The sequence below is a fragment of the Longimicrobium sp. genome (genome assembly GCA_036389795.1).
Lineage (GTDB): Bacteria > Gemmatimonadota > Gemmatimonadetes > Longimicrobiales > Longimicrobiaceae > Longimicrobium.
In genome coordinates, this window is record DASVWD010000046.1 from 1 (window position 1) to 19,855 (window position 19,855).

The window sequence follows — 19,855 nt, forward strand, 5'->3', positions numbered from 1 at the left end:
AGGGATGCGCGCCCGACAGGGCCGGGACGCCGCCGCCACAGGGGTATCGTGGCGGCGGTGGCCCGGCGCGGTTGGGCACAGTCGTATCGTGCCCTACCGCGCGCGCAGCCCGGCCCGGAGCGCAGCGGAGGGACACGCCCGGAGCCGCAGTGCGAAGTGCTAAGTGCGAAGTGCGAAGTGCGAAGTGCGCTCATGGAAAGGATAACGGCGCGCAGGGGTGACCACGCGATGCTCGGTGCTTCGGGGCTGGCCACCAGCGGCGGTGAGTAGATCCCTCGGGCGCCGCCGGGCTTCCGTGCATAACGAGGTCACTCGCCGCGGCGCCGCTCGGGATGACATCGTCGCGGGAAGGAAGGCTCACCGTTCGACCACCACGCACTTCGCACTTCGCACCTCGCACTTCGCACTTTCCGGCTCTCGCACTTTCTCACTCCCGGCCTTAGAATCCCGCCCCATGGCAAGCTTCCAGGCACTCCCCGGCTTCCGGGACTTCTACCCGGAGGACCTCGCGGTCCGCGCGTACATCTTCGGCGTGTGGCGCGACGTGGCGCGGCGGTACGGCTTCCAGGAGTACGACGGGCCGCCGCTGGAGCCGCTCGAGCTGTACACCGAGAAGTCGGGGCCCGAGATCGTCCAGCAGCTCTACAACTTCACCGACAAGGGAGGGCGCGAGGTGGCGCTGCGCCCCGAGATGACGCCCACGCTGGCCCGCATGGCCGGCGCGCGCGCCGGGGGCCTGCGCAAGCCGATCAAGTGGTTCTCGCTCCCCCAGCTCTTCCGCTACGAGCGGCAGCAGCGCGGGCGGCTGCGCGAGCACTTCCAGCTCAACCTGGACATCATCGGCGAGGACGACGTCTCGGCCGACGCGGAGCTGCTGGCGGCGGCCATCGACATCCTGCGCGGCTACGGGCTCTCCGAGAAGGACTTCGTGGCCCGCGTCTCCGACCGCCGCCTGCTGCGCGCGCTCCTGCTGCACGCGGGCGTCCCCGAGGACCGGCTCACGGTCGTCTACAACATCGTCGACAAGCTGGAGCGCGAGACGCGCGAGGCGCTCTCCAGGCGGCTGACCGACGAGGCGGGGCTCGGCGCGGAGGTGGCCGGCGCGGTGCTCGACGTCTTCCGCCACAAGGACTTCGAGGCCCTGAAGGCGGCCTACTTCGGGTCGGCGGACAAAGACGGGTTCTGGATCGAGATCGGCGACGACGGGGATGGCGGGGACGCCCTCGGCCTCTCGTTCCCCGCCGAGCTGGACTTCGAGGACGAAGGCGAGCTGGAGATCCCCGAACGCAGCGAGGCAGACGTCCGGATCATGGGCGAGCTGGTCGAGGCGGTCAACCGGATGGAAGCCTACTTCGGCCACCTGCGCGCGATGGGGCTGGGAGACTTCGTGCGCTTCGACCTGTCGGTGGTGCGCGGGCTGGCGTACTACACGGGGATCGTCTTCGAGCTGTTCGACGTGGCGGGCGAGCTGCGCGCCATCTGCGGCGGCGGGCGCTACGACAACCTGCTGAAGACCGTCTCCGGCGTGGACCTCCCCGCGCTCGGCTTCGGGATGGGCGACGTGGTGCTGAAGGAGCTGCTGGCCGACCGCGGCCTGCTCCCGGCCGCGAAGCACGCGCTCGACTACTACCTGGTGGCGGTGACGCCCGAGCAGCGCGACGCGCTCCTGGGCCTGGCGCACGCGCTGCGCGACGCGGGCAGGTCGGTGGAGTACGCGCTCAGGCACCAGGGCGTCGGCAAGCAGTTCAAGAACGCCTCCGCGCTCGGCGCCCGCCGCGTGGTGGTCCTGGGCCCCGACGAGGTGGCCGAGGGGGTGGCGCAGGTGAAGGACATGGAGACGGGCGAGGAGCGCCGCGTGCCGCTCCTGGAGCTGGTGGCGGCGCCGGGGGCGTAAATCCGCGCGGACGCCGCCCGGTGGTGCCCCCTCCCCCGCGCGGCCTCGGCTGCTCGTTCCTCGCAGCCAGAGGCGCGCTCCCCTCCCCCGCTTCGCGGTAGAGGGGTGAACATATCGCACGCTCGATTACCGTGGACGATGCGAGCAAGATCTCCGGAGCTGGCGGAGCGGGCGAGGCAGCTGCGGCGCGAGGCGACACCGGCGGAGGAGGTGCTCTGGCAGGCGCTGCGGCGCGGGCAGCTCAACGGGCTGCACTTCCGCCGGCAGCACGCGATCGACCGGTTCATCCTCGACTTCTACTGCCCGCGCTACCGGCTGTGTGTCGAAGTGGATGGCGCGGTGCACGAAGGTGACGACCAGCGGGCGCGTGACGCCGAGCGCACGGAGCTGCTCGCCGCGCGCGGGATCACCGTGCTCCGCTTCACCAACAAGGACGTCCTTTCGGACCTCCCGCGAGTCCTGAGGGCGATCACCGCTGCCGCCACGCCGCAAATCTTCCCGGACGAGTAGTTCCCCCTCTCCCGCGCAGCGGGGGAGGGGAGCGCGCCCTCTGGCTGCGAGGAACGAGCAGCCGAGGGTCGCGCGGGGGAGGGGGCACCACCGGCGGCGCCCGCACTGAAGCCCGTGACACGCACCGAATCGGCGTCACCATGCCCGCTGCATCCGAATCCACCACCCTCTGCTACCTGACCGCTACGGAGCTCGCCGCGCGCATCCGCGACGGCGAGCTCTCGTCCGAGGAGGTGGTGCGGGCGCACCTGGAGCGGATCGCGCGGCTGAATCCCCCGCTCAACGCGGTGGTCGACCTGCACGCGGAAGCAGCGCTGGCGCGCTCGCGCGAGGCGGACGCGGCGCTCGCGCGCGGCGAGTGCCGGGGGCGGCTGCACGGGGTGCCCGTCACCATCAAGGACGTGTGGGACGTGGCGGGGATGCGCACCACCTTCGGCTACCCGCCGCTGCGCCGCCACGTGGGCCGGGAAGACGCGTTCGCGGTGTCCCGCCTGCGCGAGGCCGGCGCGGTGGTGCTGGGGATGACCAACGCGCCGCTCGGCTCGTACGACTGGCAGTGCTGGAACCCGCTGTACGGGCGCACGAACAACCCGTGGGACCCCGCGCGCACGCCGGGCGGGAGCAGCGGCGGGAGCGCGGCGGCGGTGGCGGCCGGCTTCTCGGCGCTGGAGCTGGGGAGCGACGCGGCGGGCTCCATCCGCGTCCCCACCCACTTCTGCGGGGCGATCGGGATGAAGCCCACGGAGACGCGCGTCTCGGGGCGCGGCCACGGCAACTTCCCCGGCATCTCCTACTCGCTCCGCCACATCTGCTCGTACGGCCCCATCGCCCGCTCCGTGGCCGACCTGGAGCTGGCGATGACGCTGCTCACCGCCCCCGACCCGCGCTTCCCCGACGCGCCCCCGGTGCCGTTCGCGCTCCAGCCGCCGCGCGAGCCCGCGAGCCTGCGGGTCGCCTGGACGGACTCCTTCGGCGGCTACCCGGTGTCGGCGGAGACGGCAGAGGCGGTGCGCGGCGCGGCGGCGAAGCTGGAGGCGGCCGGGGCGCGCGTGGAGCGGGCGAATCCGGACATCGACGGCGCCGACGCGCTGGTGACGTGGGGAGAGATCAACGGCTTCGAGACGGGGATGGCGCTGCCGGCGTACGCGCGCGTGCCGATGCGGCTGGGGACGGAGCTGCGCTTCGGGAGGGGGCCGTTCTCGCGCGGGCTGCGGCGGGGGCTGGCGCTGCTGCCCCACCGCTACTTCCGCGCGCTCGACCGCCGGGACCGCCACTCCGCGGCGATGGAGGCGCTGCTGGCGGACTACGACGCGTGGCTCTGCCCGGTGGCCGCCGTCCCGGCGATCACGCACCGGCGCACGGGCGCGCCGGTGGCGGTGGACGGGCGGGCGACGTCGTACTCGATGGCGCTGGGCGCCTGGGCGTCGCTGCTGGCGATGACCGGCAACCCCGTCGTCGTCCTTCCCGCCGCCCGCTCCGTCGACGGCCTCCCGATCGGCATCCAGGTGGTCGGCCGCCGCTGGGACGACGCCGGCGTCCTCGCCGTCGCCCGTGCTGTCGAGGCGCTCACCGGCGGCTTCTCTCCGCCAGGCGTGCGCTGACCCCAACACATCGATTCTGGATCAGCGCGCCGGACCCTCTGCTGGGTCGCGGTCCGACCGTGTGACGGAAGAAGAGTGGAAACATGGCTGAATAGGTGGAGCCTGCGATCATCTCCTCGGTTATCGGTGAGTCAGTTCACGGTCGATACATGACCAGTACGACGAGGACTGGCAAAATGGCGAAGTGCCTTGAACACGACTGCGAAAACGAGGCGGAACAGGGACTTTTCTGTCCGAAGCACGTGCCTCCTCCGACTTTCGGTCTGGGTTACCTCCGGCCCGGCGGTGGAGGCGCCGGCGGTGGAGCCACCCGCGGCGGTGGTGCAGGCGGAACGACCGGTGGCGGCCTGGGCGGTGGCGGAGGTGCTGGCGGTGGTGGCGGAGGTGCTGGCGGTGGTGGCGGATTGGGCGGTGGCGGAGGTGCTGGTGGCGGGGGGTGATCGGATGGTGGAGAGGTGCCGGCGGGCACAGTCGATTCATGCAAAGGTGTCACATGCTGATTACGTCGCTGCCCGTGAGGAATGAGGAAGAGGATGTCACCATTGATGATGTTGCCCTCTTGAAGCTCGCCGTTGAAGCCCACTCCGAAACATACCGTGATTTGACACAGAGTTGGCGCAGTCTTGAAACGAAAGCACAAGGCACTGCGGCAATCTCGGGAATTTTTTTGGCCGGGGCGTTTGCGTTCGCACGCGAAATCCCGGAAGGAGCACGTGCGGGTACGACAGAACTGCTGATCGTCACAGTCCTGTTATTAGTCCTATCGGCAGGCTTTTCATTGTGGGTTCAGCGGATCCGGCTCATGCCCACCGCTCCCTCGTCACTTCTTGCCCCACAATGGATCGCTGCAATTCGAAGCCAGGTACCGCGGGCGGAGTGGCCCGAGCGCCTGGTGGGCTTCTACGAGGAATATGATCGGAACTGGGGTACCACGAATGCCGCTCTGGTGAATATACTGGGCAAGAAAGCCCGTTCACTGGTAGTCGCTCAGATCCTCTTGTTAGCTGCCGCTGGATGTGTAGTCGGAGTTACGATCCTGGCGGTCCTCTCTCAAACGCCGGTGGTGCCGCAATGATGACCTACCGGGTCACGAAGGCGTTTGCGAAGACATTTCTCCAGTGGAAAACCCGATGACGCTGCAGGTCCAAGCAGAGCCCTACCCCGTCGCCTCGCGCAGCTCGCCCAGCTTGGCCCAGCCGGCGCCGGCGTCGAGGGTGGCCTCGGCGGCGCGGATGCCGTCCACCAGCGAGCCGGCGCGGCCGGCGACGTAGATGGCGGCGCCGGCGTTCAGGACCACGGCGGCGCGGGCGGCGCCGCCCATCTCCCCGCGCAGCACGTCTTCCACCTTGCGGGCGTTCTCGGCCCGCTCGCCGCCCTCCAGCCCGGCGGCGTCCACGGGCTCCCACCCCAGCTCGGCCGCGGGATCGAAGGTATGCCGCGTCCACCGCCCGTCCGCCACCTCCAGCACCTCCGTCGTGCCGATCGGGCTCAGCTCGTCGAGCCCCGGCGCGCCGTGGACCACCAGGGCGCGCTCGTGCCCCAGCTCGGCCAGGGCGCCCGCGATCAGCTCCAGGAGCGCGGGGTCGGAGACGCCCACCACCTGGCGGCGCGCGTGCGCGGGGTTGGTCACCGGGCCCAGCACGTTCATGATGGTGGGCATCCCCAGCTCGCGGCGGACGGGGCCCACGTGCTTCATGGCCGGGTGGTGCAGCGGCGCGAACATGAACACGATGCCGCACCGCTCCAGCACGCGCGCCTCCTCCTCGGGCGAGAGCTCCAGCCGCACGCCGAGCGCCTCCAGCACGTCGGCGCTGCCGCAGCGCGAGGTGAAGGAGCGGTTGCCGTGCTTGGCCACCCGCACCCCCGCCCCGGCCGCCAGCAGCGCGGCGGCCGTGGAGATGTTGAAGGTCTGCACCGCGCCGCCGCCGGTGCCGCAGGTGTCCACCAGCCCCGCCGGGTCGGCCGGCACCGGGACCATCGCCTTGCGCAGGGCGCGCACGCCGCCGGCCACCTCCTGCGGCACCGCCCCGCGCACGCGGATCGCCACCAGGAGCGCGGCCATCTGCACCGGGGTGGCGCGCCCCTCCATCACCTCGGTGAACGCCGCCTCGGCCTCGGCGGCGGTGAGCGGGCGCAGCGCGGCCTGGCGGATCAGCTCCCCGAGGTCGGCCTCCACCGGGGCCGCGGCCTCCGCAGCGCTCACGCCGCCTGCCCGTCGAAGAGGCGCCCCTGCAGGCCGGCGTGGTCCACCAGGAGCCCCACGCAGAGGGCGACCAGGCGCAGCTGCTCCACCTCGTAGTCGTCCACCGTCCCCGCGCGGAAGTTGCTCAGGTTGAGGACTCCCAGGAGCTGCCCGCGGCAGAGGAGCGGGAGCGAGACGAAGGCGGGGCCGGTGTACCAGGCGTCGCGCATGAGCGGGTGGGTGACGCTCTCCTCGCTGTCGCGCACCACCAGCGCGGTGCGGCTGCTGGCCACGGCGCCCGAGATCCCCCGCCCCAGCGGCACGCGCACGCTGTCGCGCGCGATCACCGGCGGCAGCCCCACGGCGGCGCAGAGGCGCAGCTCGGGGCCGCCGTGGTGCTCGTCGATCAGCAGCAGCGAGCAGCGGTTGCCGCCGAACGATTCGGAGACGGTCTTCACGATCTCCTCGGCCAGCGCCTGGGGCGCCATCCCCGCCGCGTTCTTCTCCATCAGCTTGCGCAGCAGGTAGAGGACGCGCGTCTGGCGCTGGTGGCGGGCGGCGCGGCGGTCGATCTCGACGTGCGCCTCCATCAGCATCTCGGTGGCGCTGGCGGCGGCGTGCTCCAGCGCCGCCATCCGCGAGCGCAGCGACGCCAGCTCCTCGCGGGCCACGGCGGCCGAGCGCTCGCTCTCCTGCACCCGCTCCATCGCCGTCCCCGCGGCCAGCGCCCGCAGCGCCTCCTGGCGCGCCTCTTCGTCGCGGGCGCGCTCGCGCAGCAGCAGCGCGCGCGAGAGGCAGAGCTCCAGCACGTCGCCGCCGGCGTCCACCGAGTCCTCGGCGCGGCGCCCGGGAAGCATCCAGCGGCGCGGCTCGGCCACCACCAGCACGCCCAGCCAGCGGCCGTCGTGCGCCACGGCGCGGGCGCGCACCCAGAAGCGCTCGGGCTCGAGCCCCGGGAGGAGGTCGCGCAGGCACCACGAGGGGGCGCTGTCCACCGGGCGCAGCGGCCGGTCGCCGCCGGCGTCGTCGGCCAGGAGGGCGTGCAGCCGCTCGGGCTCCAGCTCGATGGCGGCCTCCTCGATGTCGTGCCCGGTCTCGCCGGTGCTCCAGCGGTGCGCGAGGGTGCCCGTCTCGGCGTCGTACGAGGCGTAGGCCACGCGGCGCTCGCCCTTCGCGCCGGCCAGCACGGGGAGGAGGCGCTGGAGGACGGTCTCGGGGTCGACGGCGTCGTGGAGCCGGACGAACAGGTTCATCTGGAACCGCGGGGGACAGGGGATAGGGGACAGGGTACAGCCTGCAACTGCGTCGGGGATCAGGGGAGACGCGCCTGCTGTCCCCTGTCCCCTGTAACCTGTTCCCTTTCCGTTCTCTCGGGTGTGGAGAGTACGCTACCGCCTCGGGGCCGCCGTGTCAATCACGCGAACGCGTTGGGCCGCGCGGCGTTCGCTTGACAGCCCGCGGGACGGCGGGCAGGTTGTCGCGCGTGAGCGAGCCCGGCTTCCACCGCGTCCGCATGACCGTCCACTACGACGGCCGCGACTTCCACGGCTGGCAGGTGCAGCCGGAGCAGCGCACCGTCCAGGGCGAGCTGGAGCGCGTCGTCAGCAAGGTGACCAACCGCCCCACGGCGGTGGTCGGCTCGGGGCGCACCGACCGGGGGGTGCACGCCACCGGGCAGGTGGCCGCGGCCGACGTCCCCGAGCGCTGGTCGGCGCAGTCGCTGCGCCGGGCGCTGAACGCGCTGCTGCCGGGCGACGTGTGGGTGGCGGAGGCCGCCGAGGCGCCGCCCTACTTCCACCCCCGCTACGACGCCACCAGCCGCTCGTACGTCTACCGCCTGGGGCTGGCGCCCGCGGCCGACTCGCCGTTCAACGCGCCCTGGTGCTGGCCGCTGGCCCGGCCGGTGGACCTGGGGCGGATGGAGGAGGCGACGGCGCTGCTGGTGGGCGACCACTCCTTCAAGGCGTTCGCCAAGGCGGGGCAGGAGGAGCGCGGCGACCGCTGCACGGTGACGGAGGCGCGCTGGGCGGAGTGGCCGGGGATCGGGCTGGAGCTCCACGTGACCGCCAACCGCTTCCTCCACCACATGGTGCGCTACCTGGTGGGGACGCTGGTGGACGTGGGGCTGGGCGAGCGGCCGGTGGGCGACGTGGCCGACCTGCTGGAGGGCGCGCCCGGGCTGGAGACCAGTCCCCCCGCGCCGGCCGAGGGGCTGTTCCTGACCGCCGTCACCTACCCGCCCGACGCGGGGACGAAGCCGCCCAGGCGGCGGAGGCTGCAGCTGGTGGAGGGGTGAGGGGGCGGGCTTCGGCGCGGCGGGGGGCCCTCTCCCTGGCGCCTGAGGCGCCTGTCCCTCCCCCAAAACACCCTGGGGGAGGGACTTCGGCGCTTCGCGCGACGAAATCGAGCGCGGTACGAGACGGGGGTGCGCGGTTGAAGCCTCGCGGGGTTGGCGAGGCTTTCCGTGGTTCCAGCGGGTGTCTTCAGGCACTCGCGATGCGCGGCGGCCAAACGAAACCACGCGTGAGGGATGCGCGCCCGGAGGGCCGGGACGCCGCGGCCACGGGGGTTTGTGGCCGCGGTGGCCCGGCGCCGTTGGGCAGCGTGGTTTGCTGCCCTACGGCGCGCGCAGCCCGGCCCGGAGCGCAGCGGAGGGACACGCCCAAATCCTCAGTGCGGAGCAACCTCACGATCGGACGATGGCGATCGACCGCTATTCCAACCCGCTGACCGAGCGCTACGCTTCGCCGGAGATGAGCTACCTCTTCTCGGCGAAGTTCAAGTTCGGCACCTGGCGGCGGCTCTGGCTGGCGCTGGCCGAGGCGGAGCGCGAGCTGGGGCTGCCCGTCCCCGACGCGGCGGTCGCGGCGATCCGCGCCCACCTGGACGACTTCGACCTGAAGCGCGCCGCCGAGTTGGAGCGCCAGCTGCGCCACGACGTGATGGCCCACGTCCACCACCTGGGCGAGCAGGCCCCCGAGGCGCGCGCCATCATCCACCTGGGCGCCACCAGCGCCTACGTCGGCGACAACACCGACCTCATCCAGCACCGCGAGGCCCTCCGGCTGGTCGCCCGCCGCATCGCCGCCGCCGTGGCCGCGCTCGCCGGCTTCGCGCGCGAGCACCGCGACCTGGCGACGCTCGGCTTCACGCACTTCCAGCCCGCCCAGCCCACCACCGTGGGCAAGCGCGCCACGCTCTGGATCCAGGACCTGCTCCTCGACCTGGAGGAAGTGGAGTTCCGCCTCCAGACGCTGCGCTTCCGCGGGGTGCGGGGGACCACGGGGACGCAGGCCAGCTTCATGGACCTGTTCGAGGGCGACGGCGCGAAGGTGGAGCGGCTGAACCGCCTGGTCGCGCAAAAGATGGGGTTCGAGCAGGTCTACGGCGTCACCGGGCAGACGTACACGCGCAAGACCGACTACGCCTGCCTGGCCACCCTGGCGGGAATCGCGCAATCGGCGAGCAAATTCGCCAACGACGTGCGGCTACTTTCCCACCTCAAGGAGGTGGAGGAGCCGTTCGAGGAGCACCAGATCGGCTCCTCGGCCATGCCGTACAAGCGCAACCCCATGCGCTCGGAGCGGATCAACGCGCTGGCCCGCCACGCCATCGCGCTGGTGATCGACCCGGCGTTCACTGCCGCGTCGCAGTGGTTCGAGCGCACGCTGGACGACTCGGCCAACAAGCGCATCGCCGTCCCCGAGGCGTACCTGTCGGTGGACTCCATCCTGCTGCTGCTGCACAACGTGGCGGGCGGGATGGTGGTGTACCCGGAGATGATCCGCCGCCGGCTGATGGAGGAGCTCCCCTTCATGGCCACGGAGAACCTGATGATGCGCTCGGTGAAGCGCGGCGGCGACCGCCAGGACCTGCACGAGCGCGTGCGCGTGCACTCCATCGAGGCCGGCCGCCAGGTGAAGGAGCACGGCCTGCCGAACGACCTGCTGGACCGCATCGCCGCCGACCCGGCGTTCGGCGTCACCCGCCGGGAGCTGGAGGAGGACCTGCGCCCGGAGCTGTACGTGGGCCGCGCCCCCCAGCAGGTGGACGAGTTCCTGGCCGAGTGGGTGGAGCCGGTCCTCGCCCGCTACCCGGACGCGGCCGGGGACGCCGCGCCGGAGCTGAGGGTGTGACGGGAAAGTGCGAAGTGCGAAATCCTGGGTGCGAAGTGACAGTGCGTGAGTGCGTGAGTGCGGGCGGGAGAGCGCGGAACGTCCCCGCCCGTCGCGCGAAGCGCCGAGGTCCCTCCCCCGAGGGGTTTTTGGGGGAGGGACAGGCGCCTCAGGCGCCAGGGAGAGGGCACCGCGCGGCAGCCCGCACCGAACCCCATCGACTGAACCCGCCGGAGACCACCGAATGACCGACGAGACGCGCCCCGAGCATCCCGCCTACGCCGAGCTGACCCGCCTCATGCGCGAGGCGGCGACGCTGTACTCCGCGGCTTCCGTGGTCGGGTGGGACCAGGAGACCTACATGCCGCACAGGGCGGCGGCGCTGCGGAGCGAGCAGCTCGCCGCGCTGTCGTCCATCATCCACGAGCGCCGCACCTCCCCGCGCATCGGCGAGCTGCTGGAGGAGTGCCAGGCCGACGCCTCGCTCACCGCCGACCCCGAAACGGCGGCCAACCTGCGCGAGCTGCGCCGCGACTACGGCCGGGTGACGAAGCTGCCGCCCGAGCTGGTGCGCGAGATGGCCGAGACCAGCTCGCGCGCGATGCACGCCTGGCGCGAGGCGCGCGAGCGGAGCGACTTCGCGGCGTTCGCGCCGTGGCTGGAGAAGGTGGTGCGGCTCAACCGCGAGAAGGCGCAGGCGTACGGCTGGGCCGAGGGCGGCGAGGCGTACGACGCGCTGCTCGACGAGTTCGAGCCGGGAATGACCACCGCCGAGATCCACCGCACCTTCGACGCGCTCCGCGCCGGGCTGGCGCCGCTGATCCACGCCGTCGCCGAGTCGGGGACCAAGCCGGACACGAGCTGGCACCGCATGCCGGTCCCCGTCGACCGGCAGGAGGCGTTCAGCAAGGACCTGGTGCGGCGGATGGGCTTCGACCTGGAGGCGGGAAGGCTGGACGTCTCCGCGCACCCGTTCTGCGACGGGATCGGCCCCGGCGACACGCGGCTCACCACGCGCTACGCCGAGGACCAGTTCCCCAGCACGCTCGCCAGCGTGATGCACGAGACGGGGCACGGCCTCTACGAGCAGAACCTGGCCAAGGCCGAGCGCTTCGGGCAGCCGCTGGCCGAGGCGGCGAGCACCGGCATCCACGAGAGCCAGTCGCGGATGTGGGAGAACTTCGTCGGCCGCTCGCGCCCGTTCTGGGAGTGGGCGCTGCCGCGGATGCGCGAGGAGCTCGCCACGCCGGAGGTGGCGGCGCTGGACGTGGAGACGGCCTACCGCGGGATGAACGTGGTGGAGCCCAACCTGATCCGCATCGAGAGCGACGAGGCCACCTACAACCTGCACATCATGCTGCGCTTCGACCTGGAGCGCGCGATGCTCTCGGGCGACCTCCCCATCGCGGAGCTGCCGGGCGCCTGGAACGAGCGCGTCCGCGACGACCTGGGGCTGGAGGTGCCCGACCACAGGCGCGGCGTGCTGCAGGACATCCACTGGTCGATGGGCTCGTTCGGCTACTTCCCCACCTACACGCTGGGGAACCTGTACGCGGCGCAGTTCTGGACCACCATCCGCGAGGCGCTGCCCGGGCTGGACGACGACGTGCGGCGGGGCGAGTTCGGCGCGCTGCTGGCGTGGCTGCGCGAGCACGTCTTCACGCACGGGCGGCGCTACACCGCCCCCGAGCTCTGCGAGCGCATCACCGGCCGCCGCCTCTCGCACGAGCCGCTGCTGCGCTACCTGGAGGCGAAGATCCGCCCGATCTACGGGATCTGATCCTGAATTGCTGAGATTTGTTCGGGGATTCAGATCTGAACCGAATGTGAGATTATTCAGGTTTGGACCAGAGCAATGCCCTGAACGTGGTATGACCCGCGTCCGAAGTCCGAAGATGACGAACCCCTCTCCCTGTCGCCCAAGAGAGGGGTTCATGCTTCACCCAGGCCGCTCTTCCGCCGCGGCTACGGTCCTGCGCGAGCCGTGGAGCGCGAGGTCCGGACGAGGATGACGCCGTACCGACCGGCGGAGCCGTACCGTTCAGTGGCCGCGAAGCCCTTCAGGATCTGGACGTCGACGATTTCCTCCGGCTCGATCTCCGCCTGACTTCCCGGCTCGATCGGCACGCCGTCGATGACGATCAGCGGCTGCTCGTCGGGAGCCCCCGGGCGGATCGGGCAGGCGCAACACCACCGGACTGCCTCGCCCGGCATCACTCTCACGCCTTCGGCCGTGCCCTGCGAGGTGGTCACCGTCACGCCTTCGGCCTTGCGGGCCAGTGTGGCGACCAGATCCGGCTCCACCCGGGGAAGGAGCGCCACCGGCGCGGTGACGGCGTCGGCGCACGCGGCGGCGAGCGCCGCCAGGCACAGCGGCAGCGCGAAGCGCGTCACTGCCCCGCCCCGTCCTTCGTCGTGATGACGATCGCGCCGCTGCGCGCCTTCGTTCCGTAGATGTGGACGGCGGCGGGGCCCTTGATGACCTCGATGGAATGGATGCCGGCCGCGTTGAGCCCCTCCAGCCTGCCCCGTTCCGCCTCGATCTCCACGCCGTCGACGATGAACAGCGGCTGCTGGCCGATCCCGACCGGCGCCGGGCCGATCGTACGGGAGGTGACGCCGGTCTCGCCCCTGGCCTGCGGCGCCAGCACGTCCCGCGCGCACCCGCCGGACACCAGGATCACCCCGGCCGCCACCGCCAGCGCACAGCTCCTACGACGCATGCTCATCGCCCGGCTCCTTTCGCGCGAGTGGACCTCGGACCAGCGTGGACTTCCGGAAAACGAGCGCGGCGGCCGGTCTGTGACGGCTCGGCCTCCGGCGGCCCGAAAAAGACGAGCCCCTCTCCCGTGCGGAAGAGGGGCTCGTGCTTCGGCGGCCGTGTCGCGGCTGGAGGCGAACGAGCACGCGGCCCGTTCCGTGACGCCTACTCGTCCGGCCGCGCCGGGGTCACCCCCGCGATCACCACGTCGCGCAGCGGGATCGCCGGGACGATGGGGATGCCCGCGCCGAAGGAGTGCTCGCCGGGGAGGGTGAGCGTGGACTCGCGCGCGACGATCCGCTCGCCCTCGCAGGAGAGCGCCGCCTTGAGCCCCACCGTCCCGCCCAGCAGCTTCGCGATCTTCCCGCCCTGGATGGCGAGCTTCGCCCCCTGCACGTCGGCCGCGACGTCCACCTGGAAGTTCAGCCGCAGCGTCACGGGAACGGGCACCACGCCGCTCACCTCGATGTCCACGTGCGGCCGGTGGCGCGAGCGGACGGTGTGCGTCGCCAGCGGCACCAGGCTCACCCTGTCGGGCGGGTAGCGCTCGGCGTCGCAGAACTTCAGCAGGTCCACGTACCGGCTCCACCCGGCGCCCAGGATGCTCGGGATGGGGACGTCGATCACCAGCCGCACCCGGGCGGCGACCTCGCTCCAGATGTCGGGCAGCAGCGACGCCAGCACGTCCCTGGTGATCCCGGCGAAGCCCTTCCCCCTCGCGCCCGCGTCGACCAGGTGCTCGGTCTCGGCGCGGTCCAGCGCGAGCGCGCTCCCCAGCGTGGCCACGGTCTCGCTCATTCTGCCTCCTCGGCGGCGATCAAGGCTCCCTCCCTCATGGTCTCGACGGTCTGCTCTCCCGCGTCGGCCGCGGCACCCAGCGTCACCTCGAAGCCGCCCAGCAGCTTCCCGGCGACCTCCACCTCGGGCGCGCCGGGGTCCCACTCCCCGCGGGTGCGGACGACGGGCGGCACCTTCACGGTGGCCGGCGCGGCGGGCCCGGGCGGGGCGGCGGGCGGCCGCTTGCGCAGCAGCCGGATCGCCAGCAGCGCGCCCGCCACCAGCGCCCCCAGGACGATCCACGGCCACGGCGCGCGCCGCTCCCCGCGCCCGGCGGCCGGCGGAGGCGGGGCCCGCAGCTCGAGCCGGACCGCCGTCCCCCGCGCCGCCGCCGTCCCCGCCGGCGGCGCCTGCGAGGCCACCAGCCACTTCGCGCTGTCGCCCAGCGCGGGATCGACGCCCGCCGAGAGCCCCAGCGGCGCCAGTGCGGCCCGCGCCTCCGCCAGCGTCCGGCCGACGAGGTTCGGGACGGTCGGACCGGGCCTCACGGTGTCGAGCCCATCCGGCGGCAGCGTGTCCCCGCCCAGCGTGTCTACGACCGCCAGATCCGGTCCGCGGGAGACGCCGAGCGTGAACACCGTCCCCGCGCGCACCCGCGTCCCCGCCGCGGGCGACTGGCGCACGACCGTCTCGGCCGCGTCGGTGGACTCCACCGTGTCGACGCCGCCCGCACGCAGCCCGGCGGCTTCCAGGTCGCGCGCCGCCGCGGCGGCCGGGTCGCCGACCACGTCGGGCACCAGCACCAGGCGCGGCTGCGCCAGCGTGAGCGCCACCGCCGTCCCCGGCGCCACCTCCGCCCCCGCCGCGGGCGACTGGCCGACGACCGTCCCCTCCGCCCGGTCCGACCCGGCCGAGTCCACGGCGCCGCGCGCGAGCCGCGCCTGGCGCAGCAGCGCGCCCGCCTCGTCCAGCGGGCGCCCGGCCAGGTCGGGGACGCGCACCCGCCCCTGCGCCAATGTGAGCCGCACCGCCGTCCCGGGCGCCACCTCGGCCCCCGCGGCGGGCGACTGGCGCACCACCGTCCCCGCCGCCCGGTCCGAGCCCGCCGAGTCGACGGCGCCGCGCGCGAGCCGCGCCCGCCGCAGCAGCGCGCCCGCCTCGTCCAGCGGGCGCCCGGCCAGGTTGGGGACGCGCACCAGGCCCTGCGCCACCGAGAGCCGCACCGCCGTCCCCGGCCGCACCAGCTCGCCCGCCGCCACCGACTGGCGGACGACGGTGCCGGGCTCGCCGCGCGCCGTCACGGTGTCGGGCCCGGCCGCCCGCAGCCCGGCCTCGCGCAGCATGGCCCCGGCGCGGGCGAGGGGCTGCCCCGTGACCGCCGGCACCCGCACCAGCGCCGAGCGCGCGACGCTGACGCCCACGCGCGAGCCGGGCGCCACCTCGGTCCCGGCCGCGGGGCGCTGGCGCACCACCTGGCCCTCCGGCCTCCCCGAGTCGAGCGAGTCGATGGGGCCGAGGACCAGCTTCACCCGCGCCAGGAGCGCCTCCGCCTCGTCCACCGTGCGCCCGTCCAGGTCGGGGACGGCCACCGCCTGCTGCGCGGCGGCGCGGGCCAGCGTCAGCCGCACGGGCGTCCCCCGCGGAACGCGCGCGCCGGCCGCGGGCTCCTGCGTCACGATCCGGCCGGGCCGCGCCTGCGAGTCCACCGAGTCCACCTGGCCCCGGCGCAGCCCGAGAAGCGCGAGCGCCACGTCCGCCGTCCGCAGCGACTGGCCGACCAGCGGGGGCACCGTCACCAGGCGCGGCCGGGAGGCCGTGTCCTGCCCCTCCTGCTGCGGGTCCCGCTGCCCGCTCGACACGAACAGCGTCGCCGTGGTCCCGGCCGGCACCACGCTCCCCGCCCCGGGAGACTGCCGGACCACGGTGCCGCCCGGGGCGCTCGCGGTGACGGTCTCCGTCCCCGCCACCTTGATCCCCGCCCGGGCGAGCACGGCGGTGGCCTCGTCGAGCGTGCGCCCGACCACGTTCGGCACCTGGAGCCTGCGCGCCGCCGTGATGTCCTGCGCGCGCGCCGGGCCCGGCACCGTCAGCGCGGCGGCCGCGGCGAGCAGGGCGAAGGCGAGGAGCGCGGGAAGACGGCGAGCGGTACTTCGGATGTGCAAGGCGGACCCTCCTTCGGTGAGGCGGGCGGACGGGGATTGCGGGAGCGGGATGGAGACGGGCGGAGCGCGCCGGCGAGGAGACGATGGAGCGTCCGATCCCCCGACTGGAGTTTCCACGATACATGCAAAGCGCCTGTGCCACAATGGTTTCGCTCGCCAGGCGCCCGCGGCGGACGCGGTCATTTCGGGCAATTGCGTTGCGGAACTCCCGCCTGTATCCTTGCGCCTTCGTTCGGTTCGTCCATTTACCCGCGGCCCGCCTTCCACTATCTTCATGATCGCGGCAGACGACCTGAAGCACCTCGCCCGCGGCCGCCTGCGCGACGCGAAGGCCCTCTTCCGCGCCGGCCGCTACGACGCGGCGGCCTACATCTGCGGCTACGCGGTGGAGGCCGCGCTCAAGGCACGCATCTGCCGTACGCTGCGGTGGACGGGCTTTCCCGACACGAACAAGGAATTCGAGCACTACCACAGTCTGAAGACACACCGGCTGGACGTGCTCTTGGAGCTTTCCGGGCAGTCGCCTCGGATCACCGGCAGGTATGGCTTGCATTGGGACGCCGTAGTGAAGTGGGATCCCGTGCAGCGATACAGGCCGATCGGCAGTACCAGCCGAGCCTTCGCGGAGAAGATGCTCCGCTCCACACAGGTGCTCGTGAGGGTGTTATGAATGTCATGAAGCAGATTGTGGAGAAGATGCAGAAGATCGAGCTCCGGATGTCCGAGAAGCACGGTCCGTTCACCCTCTTCGCGCTGTTCCTTCGCGAGGATGCCGGGATTTCCTGGGATGTTGTGTTTTCGGCGCCCTGGGCCGACTCCGACGAATGGGAGGCAAGCAAGCAGCTCCTCGAGGAGATCGGGAAGGAGATCACCCCCGAGGAGCGCCGCTACATCTACCGCACCATGGTGATCCCCACCGACTTCGAGGACTTGGAGGAGCTGTACGAGGAGCACCCGGTGGAGCACGGGAAGGTGATCGTGCGCAACCGCGAGTTCGGACTCCAGTTTATCGAGAAGGGCTACATCATCACCTGCCGCCCGCCCGTCGCGAAGGCGGCCTGACCGGCGCTCATCGATCCGCGACGGCACCCGCGGCGGGCTCCACGGGCTTTTCCACCCGGATCGTCGGGAGGATCGGGATTCCCTCGCCGAACGAGAATTCCCCCGGCAGCGTGAAAGTCCCGTTCGTCTCCCTGAGCTCCCGCCCCTGGAACGAGAGCTTCACCCCGTAGGCCAGAGTGCCGCGCAGGAGCCTGCGGAGCCTGGCCGCCTGGATGGTGAGCCTCGCCGCCTCGACCTCGGCCCAGAACCCCACCTCGAAGTCCATCCGCAGCCTGACCGGCACGGGCCCGCCGGTCACCTCCACGGCCACGTGCGGCCGGTGGACGGAGCGCACCGTGTGCTTCGCCAGCGTCACCACGCTCACCTCGTCGGGCGGGTGCGCTTTCGGGTCGCAGAACTTCCGCAGGTCCATGCAGCGGCTCCAGGCGCCCGCCAGCAGCGTCGGCAGGGGGACGTCGAGCACCAGGTGCACGCGGGAGAGCACCTGGTCCCGGACGCTGTCGAGCACCCCGCCCAGCATCCGGGCGGGGACTTCCCCCAGCTTCTCCTTCACCCCGGCCACCGCCAGCATCCGCTCGACCGTGGCCCGGTCCAGCGACAGCGCGCCGGCCAGCGTGGTCACCTCCCCGCTCATCCTTCCACCTCCGCGGCGACCAGCGGCCCACCGCTCTCCACGCTCTGGGTTCCCGGGTCGGCGTGGGCGCGCAGCCTCACCCCGGGCCCGGACACGAGCGCCCCGGCCGCCACCACCCGCGCCAGGCCCGGGTCCCACTCGGCCGTGGCGGTCACCACCGGAGCGGTGCCCACGCGGCCGCGGCGCTTCCGCAGCCTCTTCCACAGCGCGGCCATACCACCCAGCACCCCCGCGGCGCCGGCGTGGGCGCGCGGCGCCACCTCCGGCCCGGCCACCAGCACCTTCGCCGGGCCCGGGGTCCGCCCGGCGGCGCCGGTCTCCACCGAAGCGGTGCTCGCGCCGCCGCGCCGCTTCTGCAGCTTCTTCCACAGCGCGGCCATGCCACCCAGCACGCCCGCGGCGACACCGTGGGCGCGGGGCGTCGCCTCCGGTCCGGCCACCAGCTTCCCGACCGGCACCTTCGCCGAGCTCGGGGTCCGCCCGGCAACGCCGGTCTCCACCGGAGCGGCGCTCGCGCCGCCGCGCCGCTTCCGCAGCCTCTTCCACAGCACGCCCGCGCCGCCCAGCACGCCCGCGGCACCGCCGTGGGCGCGGGGCGTCGCCTCCGGCGCGGACACCAGCTTTCCGACCGGCACCTTCGCCGAGCCCGGCGTCCGCCCGGCGGCGCCGGTCACCACCAGAACGGCGCTCACGCCGCCGCGCCGCTCCCATCGCTTCCGCCAGAGCGCCGCCACGCCGCCCATCGCCAGCACGCCCGCCGCGACGAGCCAGGGGAGGCTGCCGACGCTCGGGGGAGGCGGGGAGGGAGGCTCCAGGGTCAGCAGCACGGGAGTCCCGGCCGGCGCGTCGCCGCCGGCGGCGGGGTGCTGCGACACCACCCTCCAGGCGCCGTCGGCCTGCCGCGGGTCGGTGCGCACCGTGAAGCCGGCCGCTTCGAGCCGGGCCCACGCCTCCGCGAGCGTGAGCTTCACCAGGTCGGGAACCGCGACGGGCTTCGACCCGGGAGACACCGCCGGGCGGGAGCCGGTCCCCGCGGACCCGCCTTCGCCCGCCCCGGGAGACAGGACGATCACGGGGAACGCGGGCGCCTCGCCGCCGACGCTCGGGACCGTGACGGGACGGGGCCCGGTCGGAGGTGTGCCCCCGGCGAGGTCCGGGACAGTGACAGGACGGGGCCCGGTCGGCGGTACGCCTCCGCCGACGCTCGGGACCGTGGCGGGACGGGACCCGGCTGGCGGGGCACCCCCGGCGACGTCCGGGACCGCAGCGGGATGGGACCCGGCCGTCGGGACGCCGGAGGACGGCGGCCGGCCGACGAAGCCGGGTACCGGGACCGGGAGCCGCCGGGCGGGTGGAACGCCCGGCCGCGTCCCCGGCGGCACCTGAACCGGCGCCGCGGGCTCCGGAACAGGCACCGTCCCCGGCGGGCGCGCCGGCCCGGCCGGATCGGTGCGCCCCCCGTAAACCGAATCCGCGCCGGCCCGCCGGGGCCCGGCTTCCCGCAGCGTGTCTCCCGCCGTGCCCGGCGCGCGGACGGGTGGCCGGCGGGCGAGCGTCAGGCGCACCGGGGTGCCCCGCCGCACGAGCGTCCCCGGGGCGGGGTGCTGCCCGACCACCGTCCCCGCCGGGCGCGTCGAGGCGGCCGAGTCGACGGCGCCGCGCACCAGGTCCACTCCGGTCAGCTCGCGCTCGGCCTCGCGCCGCGTGTCGCCGGACAGGTCGGGCACGCGCACGAAGTCGTGATGCACCAGCGCCGGGCCCACCGAGATGCCCGGCCGCACCGGAACTGCCGGGGGGGCGCAGGAACAGGGATCGGCGCCGGAGGAAAGCGCGGGGAAGAGGAGTTGGCGGACGGTGAGCCGCCGCGGACGCGAGACGGTGACGTCCACCCGAGAGCCCGGCCGCATCCGCGAGCCGGCCGGCGGGTCCTGCGCGACCACCGTCCCCGCCGGGAGCCGCGAGTCGGCCGAATCGACCCTCCCCAGCTCGAGCCGCGCGCCGCGCAGCTCCCGCCGGACCTCCCGCATCCCCCGCCGCGTCACGTCGGGGACCGCGACGCTGTCGTCCTGCGCGCGCAGCGGCGCGGGAGCCGCCAGGCACGCGAGGAAGGCGGCGAGCGCGAGGAGCTTGGGCGGCAACGCGGGGACCCGCCATGCA

At 73.4% G+C, this 19,855-nt stretch carries 17 protein-coding genes and 1 pseudogene; 10 read left to right on the top strand and 8 right to left on the bottom strand.

Annotated features, from left to right (window positions below; genetic code table 11):
• Window positions 1-454: 454 nt before the first annotated feature.
• The 5 genes from hisS to VF746_05195 all read left to right on the top strand — a co-directional run bounded on the left by hisS (window position 455) and on the right by VF746_05195 (window position 5,080).
• Entirely contained in the window at window positions 455-1,894 is a 1,440-nt protein-coding gene (gene hisS / locus VF746_05175) for a histidine--tRNA ligase (GenBank protein HEX8691787.1), read from the top strand.
• Window positions 1,895-2,032: 138 nt separating this feature from the next.
• Window positions 2,033-2,404, top strand: coding sequence for an endonuclease domain-containing protein (locus VF746_05180; GenBank protein HEX8691788.1), 372 nt, complete (start codon window positions 2,033-2,035; stop codon window positions 2,402-2,404).
• 140 nt (window positions 2,405-2,544) lie between these two features.
• On the top strand, window positions 2,545-4,005 hold the full coding sequence (locus VF746_05185) for an amidase family protein (GenBank protein ID HEX8691789.1): 1,461 nt from the start codon (window positions 2,545-2,547) through the stop codon (window positions 4,003-4,005).
• Between the two features lie 300 nt (window positions 4,006-4,305).
• Window positions 4,306-4,530 carry a hypothetical protein gene (locus VF746_05190; GenBank protein HEX8691790.1) on the top strand — a complete coding sequence of 75 codons (225 nt, stop codon included), beginning with the start codon at window positions 4,306-4,308 and terminating at the stop codon, window positions 4,528-4,530.
• Window positions 4,499-5,080 carry a hypothetical protein gene (locus VF746_05195; GenBank protein ID HEX8691791.1) on the top strand — a complete coding sequence of 194 codons (582 nt, stop codon included), beginning with the start codon at window positions 4,499-4,501 and terminating at the stop codon, window positions 5,078-5,080. The genes VF746_05190 and VF746_05195 overlap by 32 nt, the downstream gene beginning before the upstream one ends.
• Before the next feature lie 81 nt (window positions 5,081-5,161).
• Here the strand turns inward: VF746_05195 and trpD are convergent, their stop codons facing one another.
• On the bottom strand, window positions 5,162-6,208 hold the full coding sequence (gene trpD / locus VF746_05200; protein HEX8691792.1) for an anthranilate phosphoribosyltransferase: 1,047 nt from the start codon (window positions 6,206-6,208) through the stop codon (window positions 5,162-5,164).
• The gene (locus tag VF746_05205) at window positions 6,205-7,440 is read right to left on the bottom strand and encodes a GAF domain-containing protein (GenBank protein HEX8691793.1); all 1,236 of its coding nucleotides are present in this window, start codon (window positions 7,438-7,440) and stop codon (window positions 6,205-6,207) included. The genes trpD and VF746_05205 overlap by 4 nt, the downstream gene beginning before the upstream one ends.
• Window positions 7,441-7,670: 230 nt before the next feature.
• On the opposite strand from VF746_05205, the gene truA reads away from it, so the two are divergent.
• The 3 genes from truA to VF746_05220 all read left to right on the top strand — a co-directional run bounded on the left by truA (window position 7,671) and on the right by VF746_05220 (window position 12,082).
• Window positions 7,671-8,483 carry a tRNA pseudouridine(38-40) synthase TruA gene (gene truA / locus VF746_05210; protein HEX8691794.1) on the top strand — a complete coding sequence of 271 codons (813 nt, stop codon included), beginning with the start codon at window positions 7,671-7,673 and terminating at the stop codon, window positions 8,481-8,483.
• Between the two features lie 403 nt (window positions 8,484-8,886).
• Window positions 8,887-10,323, top strand: a complete 1,437-nt coding sequence (gene purB, locus VF746_05215) for an adenylosuccinate lyase (protein ID HEX8691795.1) — start codon at window positions 8,887-8,889, stop codon at window positions 10,321-10,323.
• A 223-nt stretch (window positions 10,324-10,546) separates the two neighbouring features.
• Window positions 10,547-12,082: a carboxypeptidase M32 gene (locus VF746_05220; GenBank protein HEX8691796.1), complete on the top strand. Its 1,536-nt coding sequence runs from the start codon at window positions 10,547-10,549 to the stop codon at window positions 12,080-12,082.
• A 185-nt stretch (window positions 12,083-12,267) separates the two neighbouring features.
• Here the strand turns inward: VF746_05220 and VF746_05225 are convergent, their stop codons facing one another.
• From VF746_05225 to VF746_05240, 4 genes and pseudogenes are all read right to left on the bottom strand, one after another.
• The gene (locus VF746_05225; protein ID HEX8691797.1) at window positions 12,268-12,696 is read right to left on the bottom strand and encodes a TonB-dependent receptor plug domain-containing protein; all 429 of its coding nucleotides are present in this window, start codon (window positions 12,694-12,696) and stop codon (window positions 12,268-12,270) included.
• Window positions 12,693-13,040 (bottom strand): annotated as a pseudogene (locus VF746_05230) (TonB-dependent receptor plug domain-containing protein). Before VF746_05230 ends, VF746_05225 begins: the two are co-directional and overlap by 4 nt.
• Window positions 13,041-13,228: 188 nt before the next feature.
• Window positions 13,229-13,861, bottom strand: coding sequence for a hypothetical protein (locus VF746_05235; protein HEX8691798.1), 633 nt, complete (start codon window positions 13,859-13,861; stop codon window positions 13,229-13,231).
• Complete coding sequence (locus VF746_05240; GenBank protein HEX8691799.1) at window positions 13,858-16,002, bottom strand: PASTA domain-containing protein; 2,145 nt, start codon at window positions 16,000-16,002, stop codon at window positions 13,858-13,860. The genes VF746_05235 and VF746_05240 overlap by 4 nt, the downstream gene beginning before the upstream one ends.
• Before the next feature lie 274 nt (window positions 16,003-16,276).
• Between VF746_05240 and VF746_05245 the strand changes: the two genes are divergently transcribed.
• The gene (locus tag VF746_05245; protein ID HEX8691800.1) at window positions 16,277-16,672 is read left to right on the top strand and encodes a HEPN domain-containing protein; all 396 of its coding nucleotides are present in this window, start codon (window positions 16,277-16,279) and stop codon (window positions 16,670-16,672) included.
• Entirely contained in the window at window positions 16,669-17,064 is a 396-nt protein-coding gene (locus VF746_05250) for a hypothetical protein (protein ID HEX8691801.1), read from the top strand. The genes VF746_05245 and VF746_05250 overlap by 4 nt, the downstream gene beginning before the upstream one ends.
• Window positions 17,065-17,071: 7 nt before the next feature.
• Here the strand turns inward: VF746_05250 and VF746_05255 are convergent, their stop codons facing one another.
• Together VF746_05255 and VF746_05260 are read right to left on the bottom strand one after the other, a co-directional pair.
• Entirely contained in the window at window positions 17,072-17,698 is a 627-nt protein-coding gene (locus VF746_05255; GenBank protein HEX8691802.1) for a hypothetical protein, read from the bottom strand.
• Window positions 17,695-19,836 (bottom strand): PASTA domain-containing protein, encoded by a 2,142-nt coding sequence (locus VF746_05260; GenBank protein ID HEX8691803.1) that lies wholly within the window; start codon window positions 19,834-19,836, stop codon window positions 17,695-17,697. The genes VF746_05255 and VF746_05260 overlap by 4 nt, the downstream gene beginning before the upstream one ends.
• Window positions 19,837-19,855: the final 19 nt, after the last annotated feature.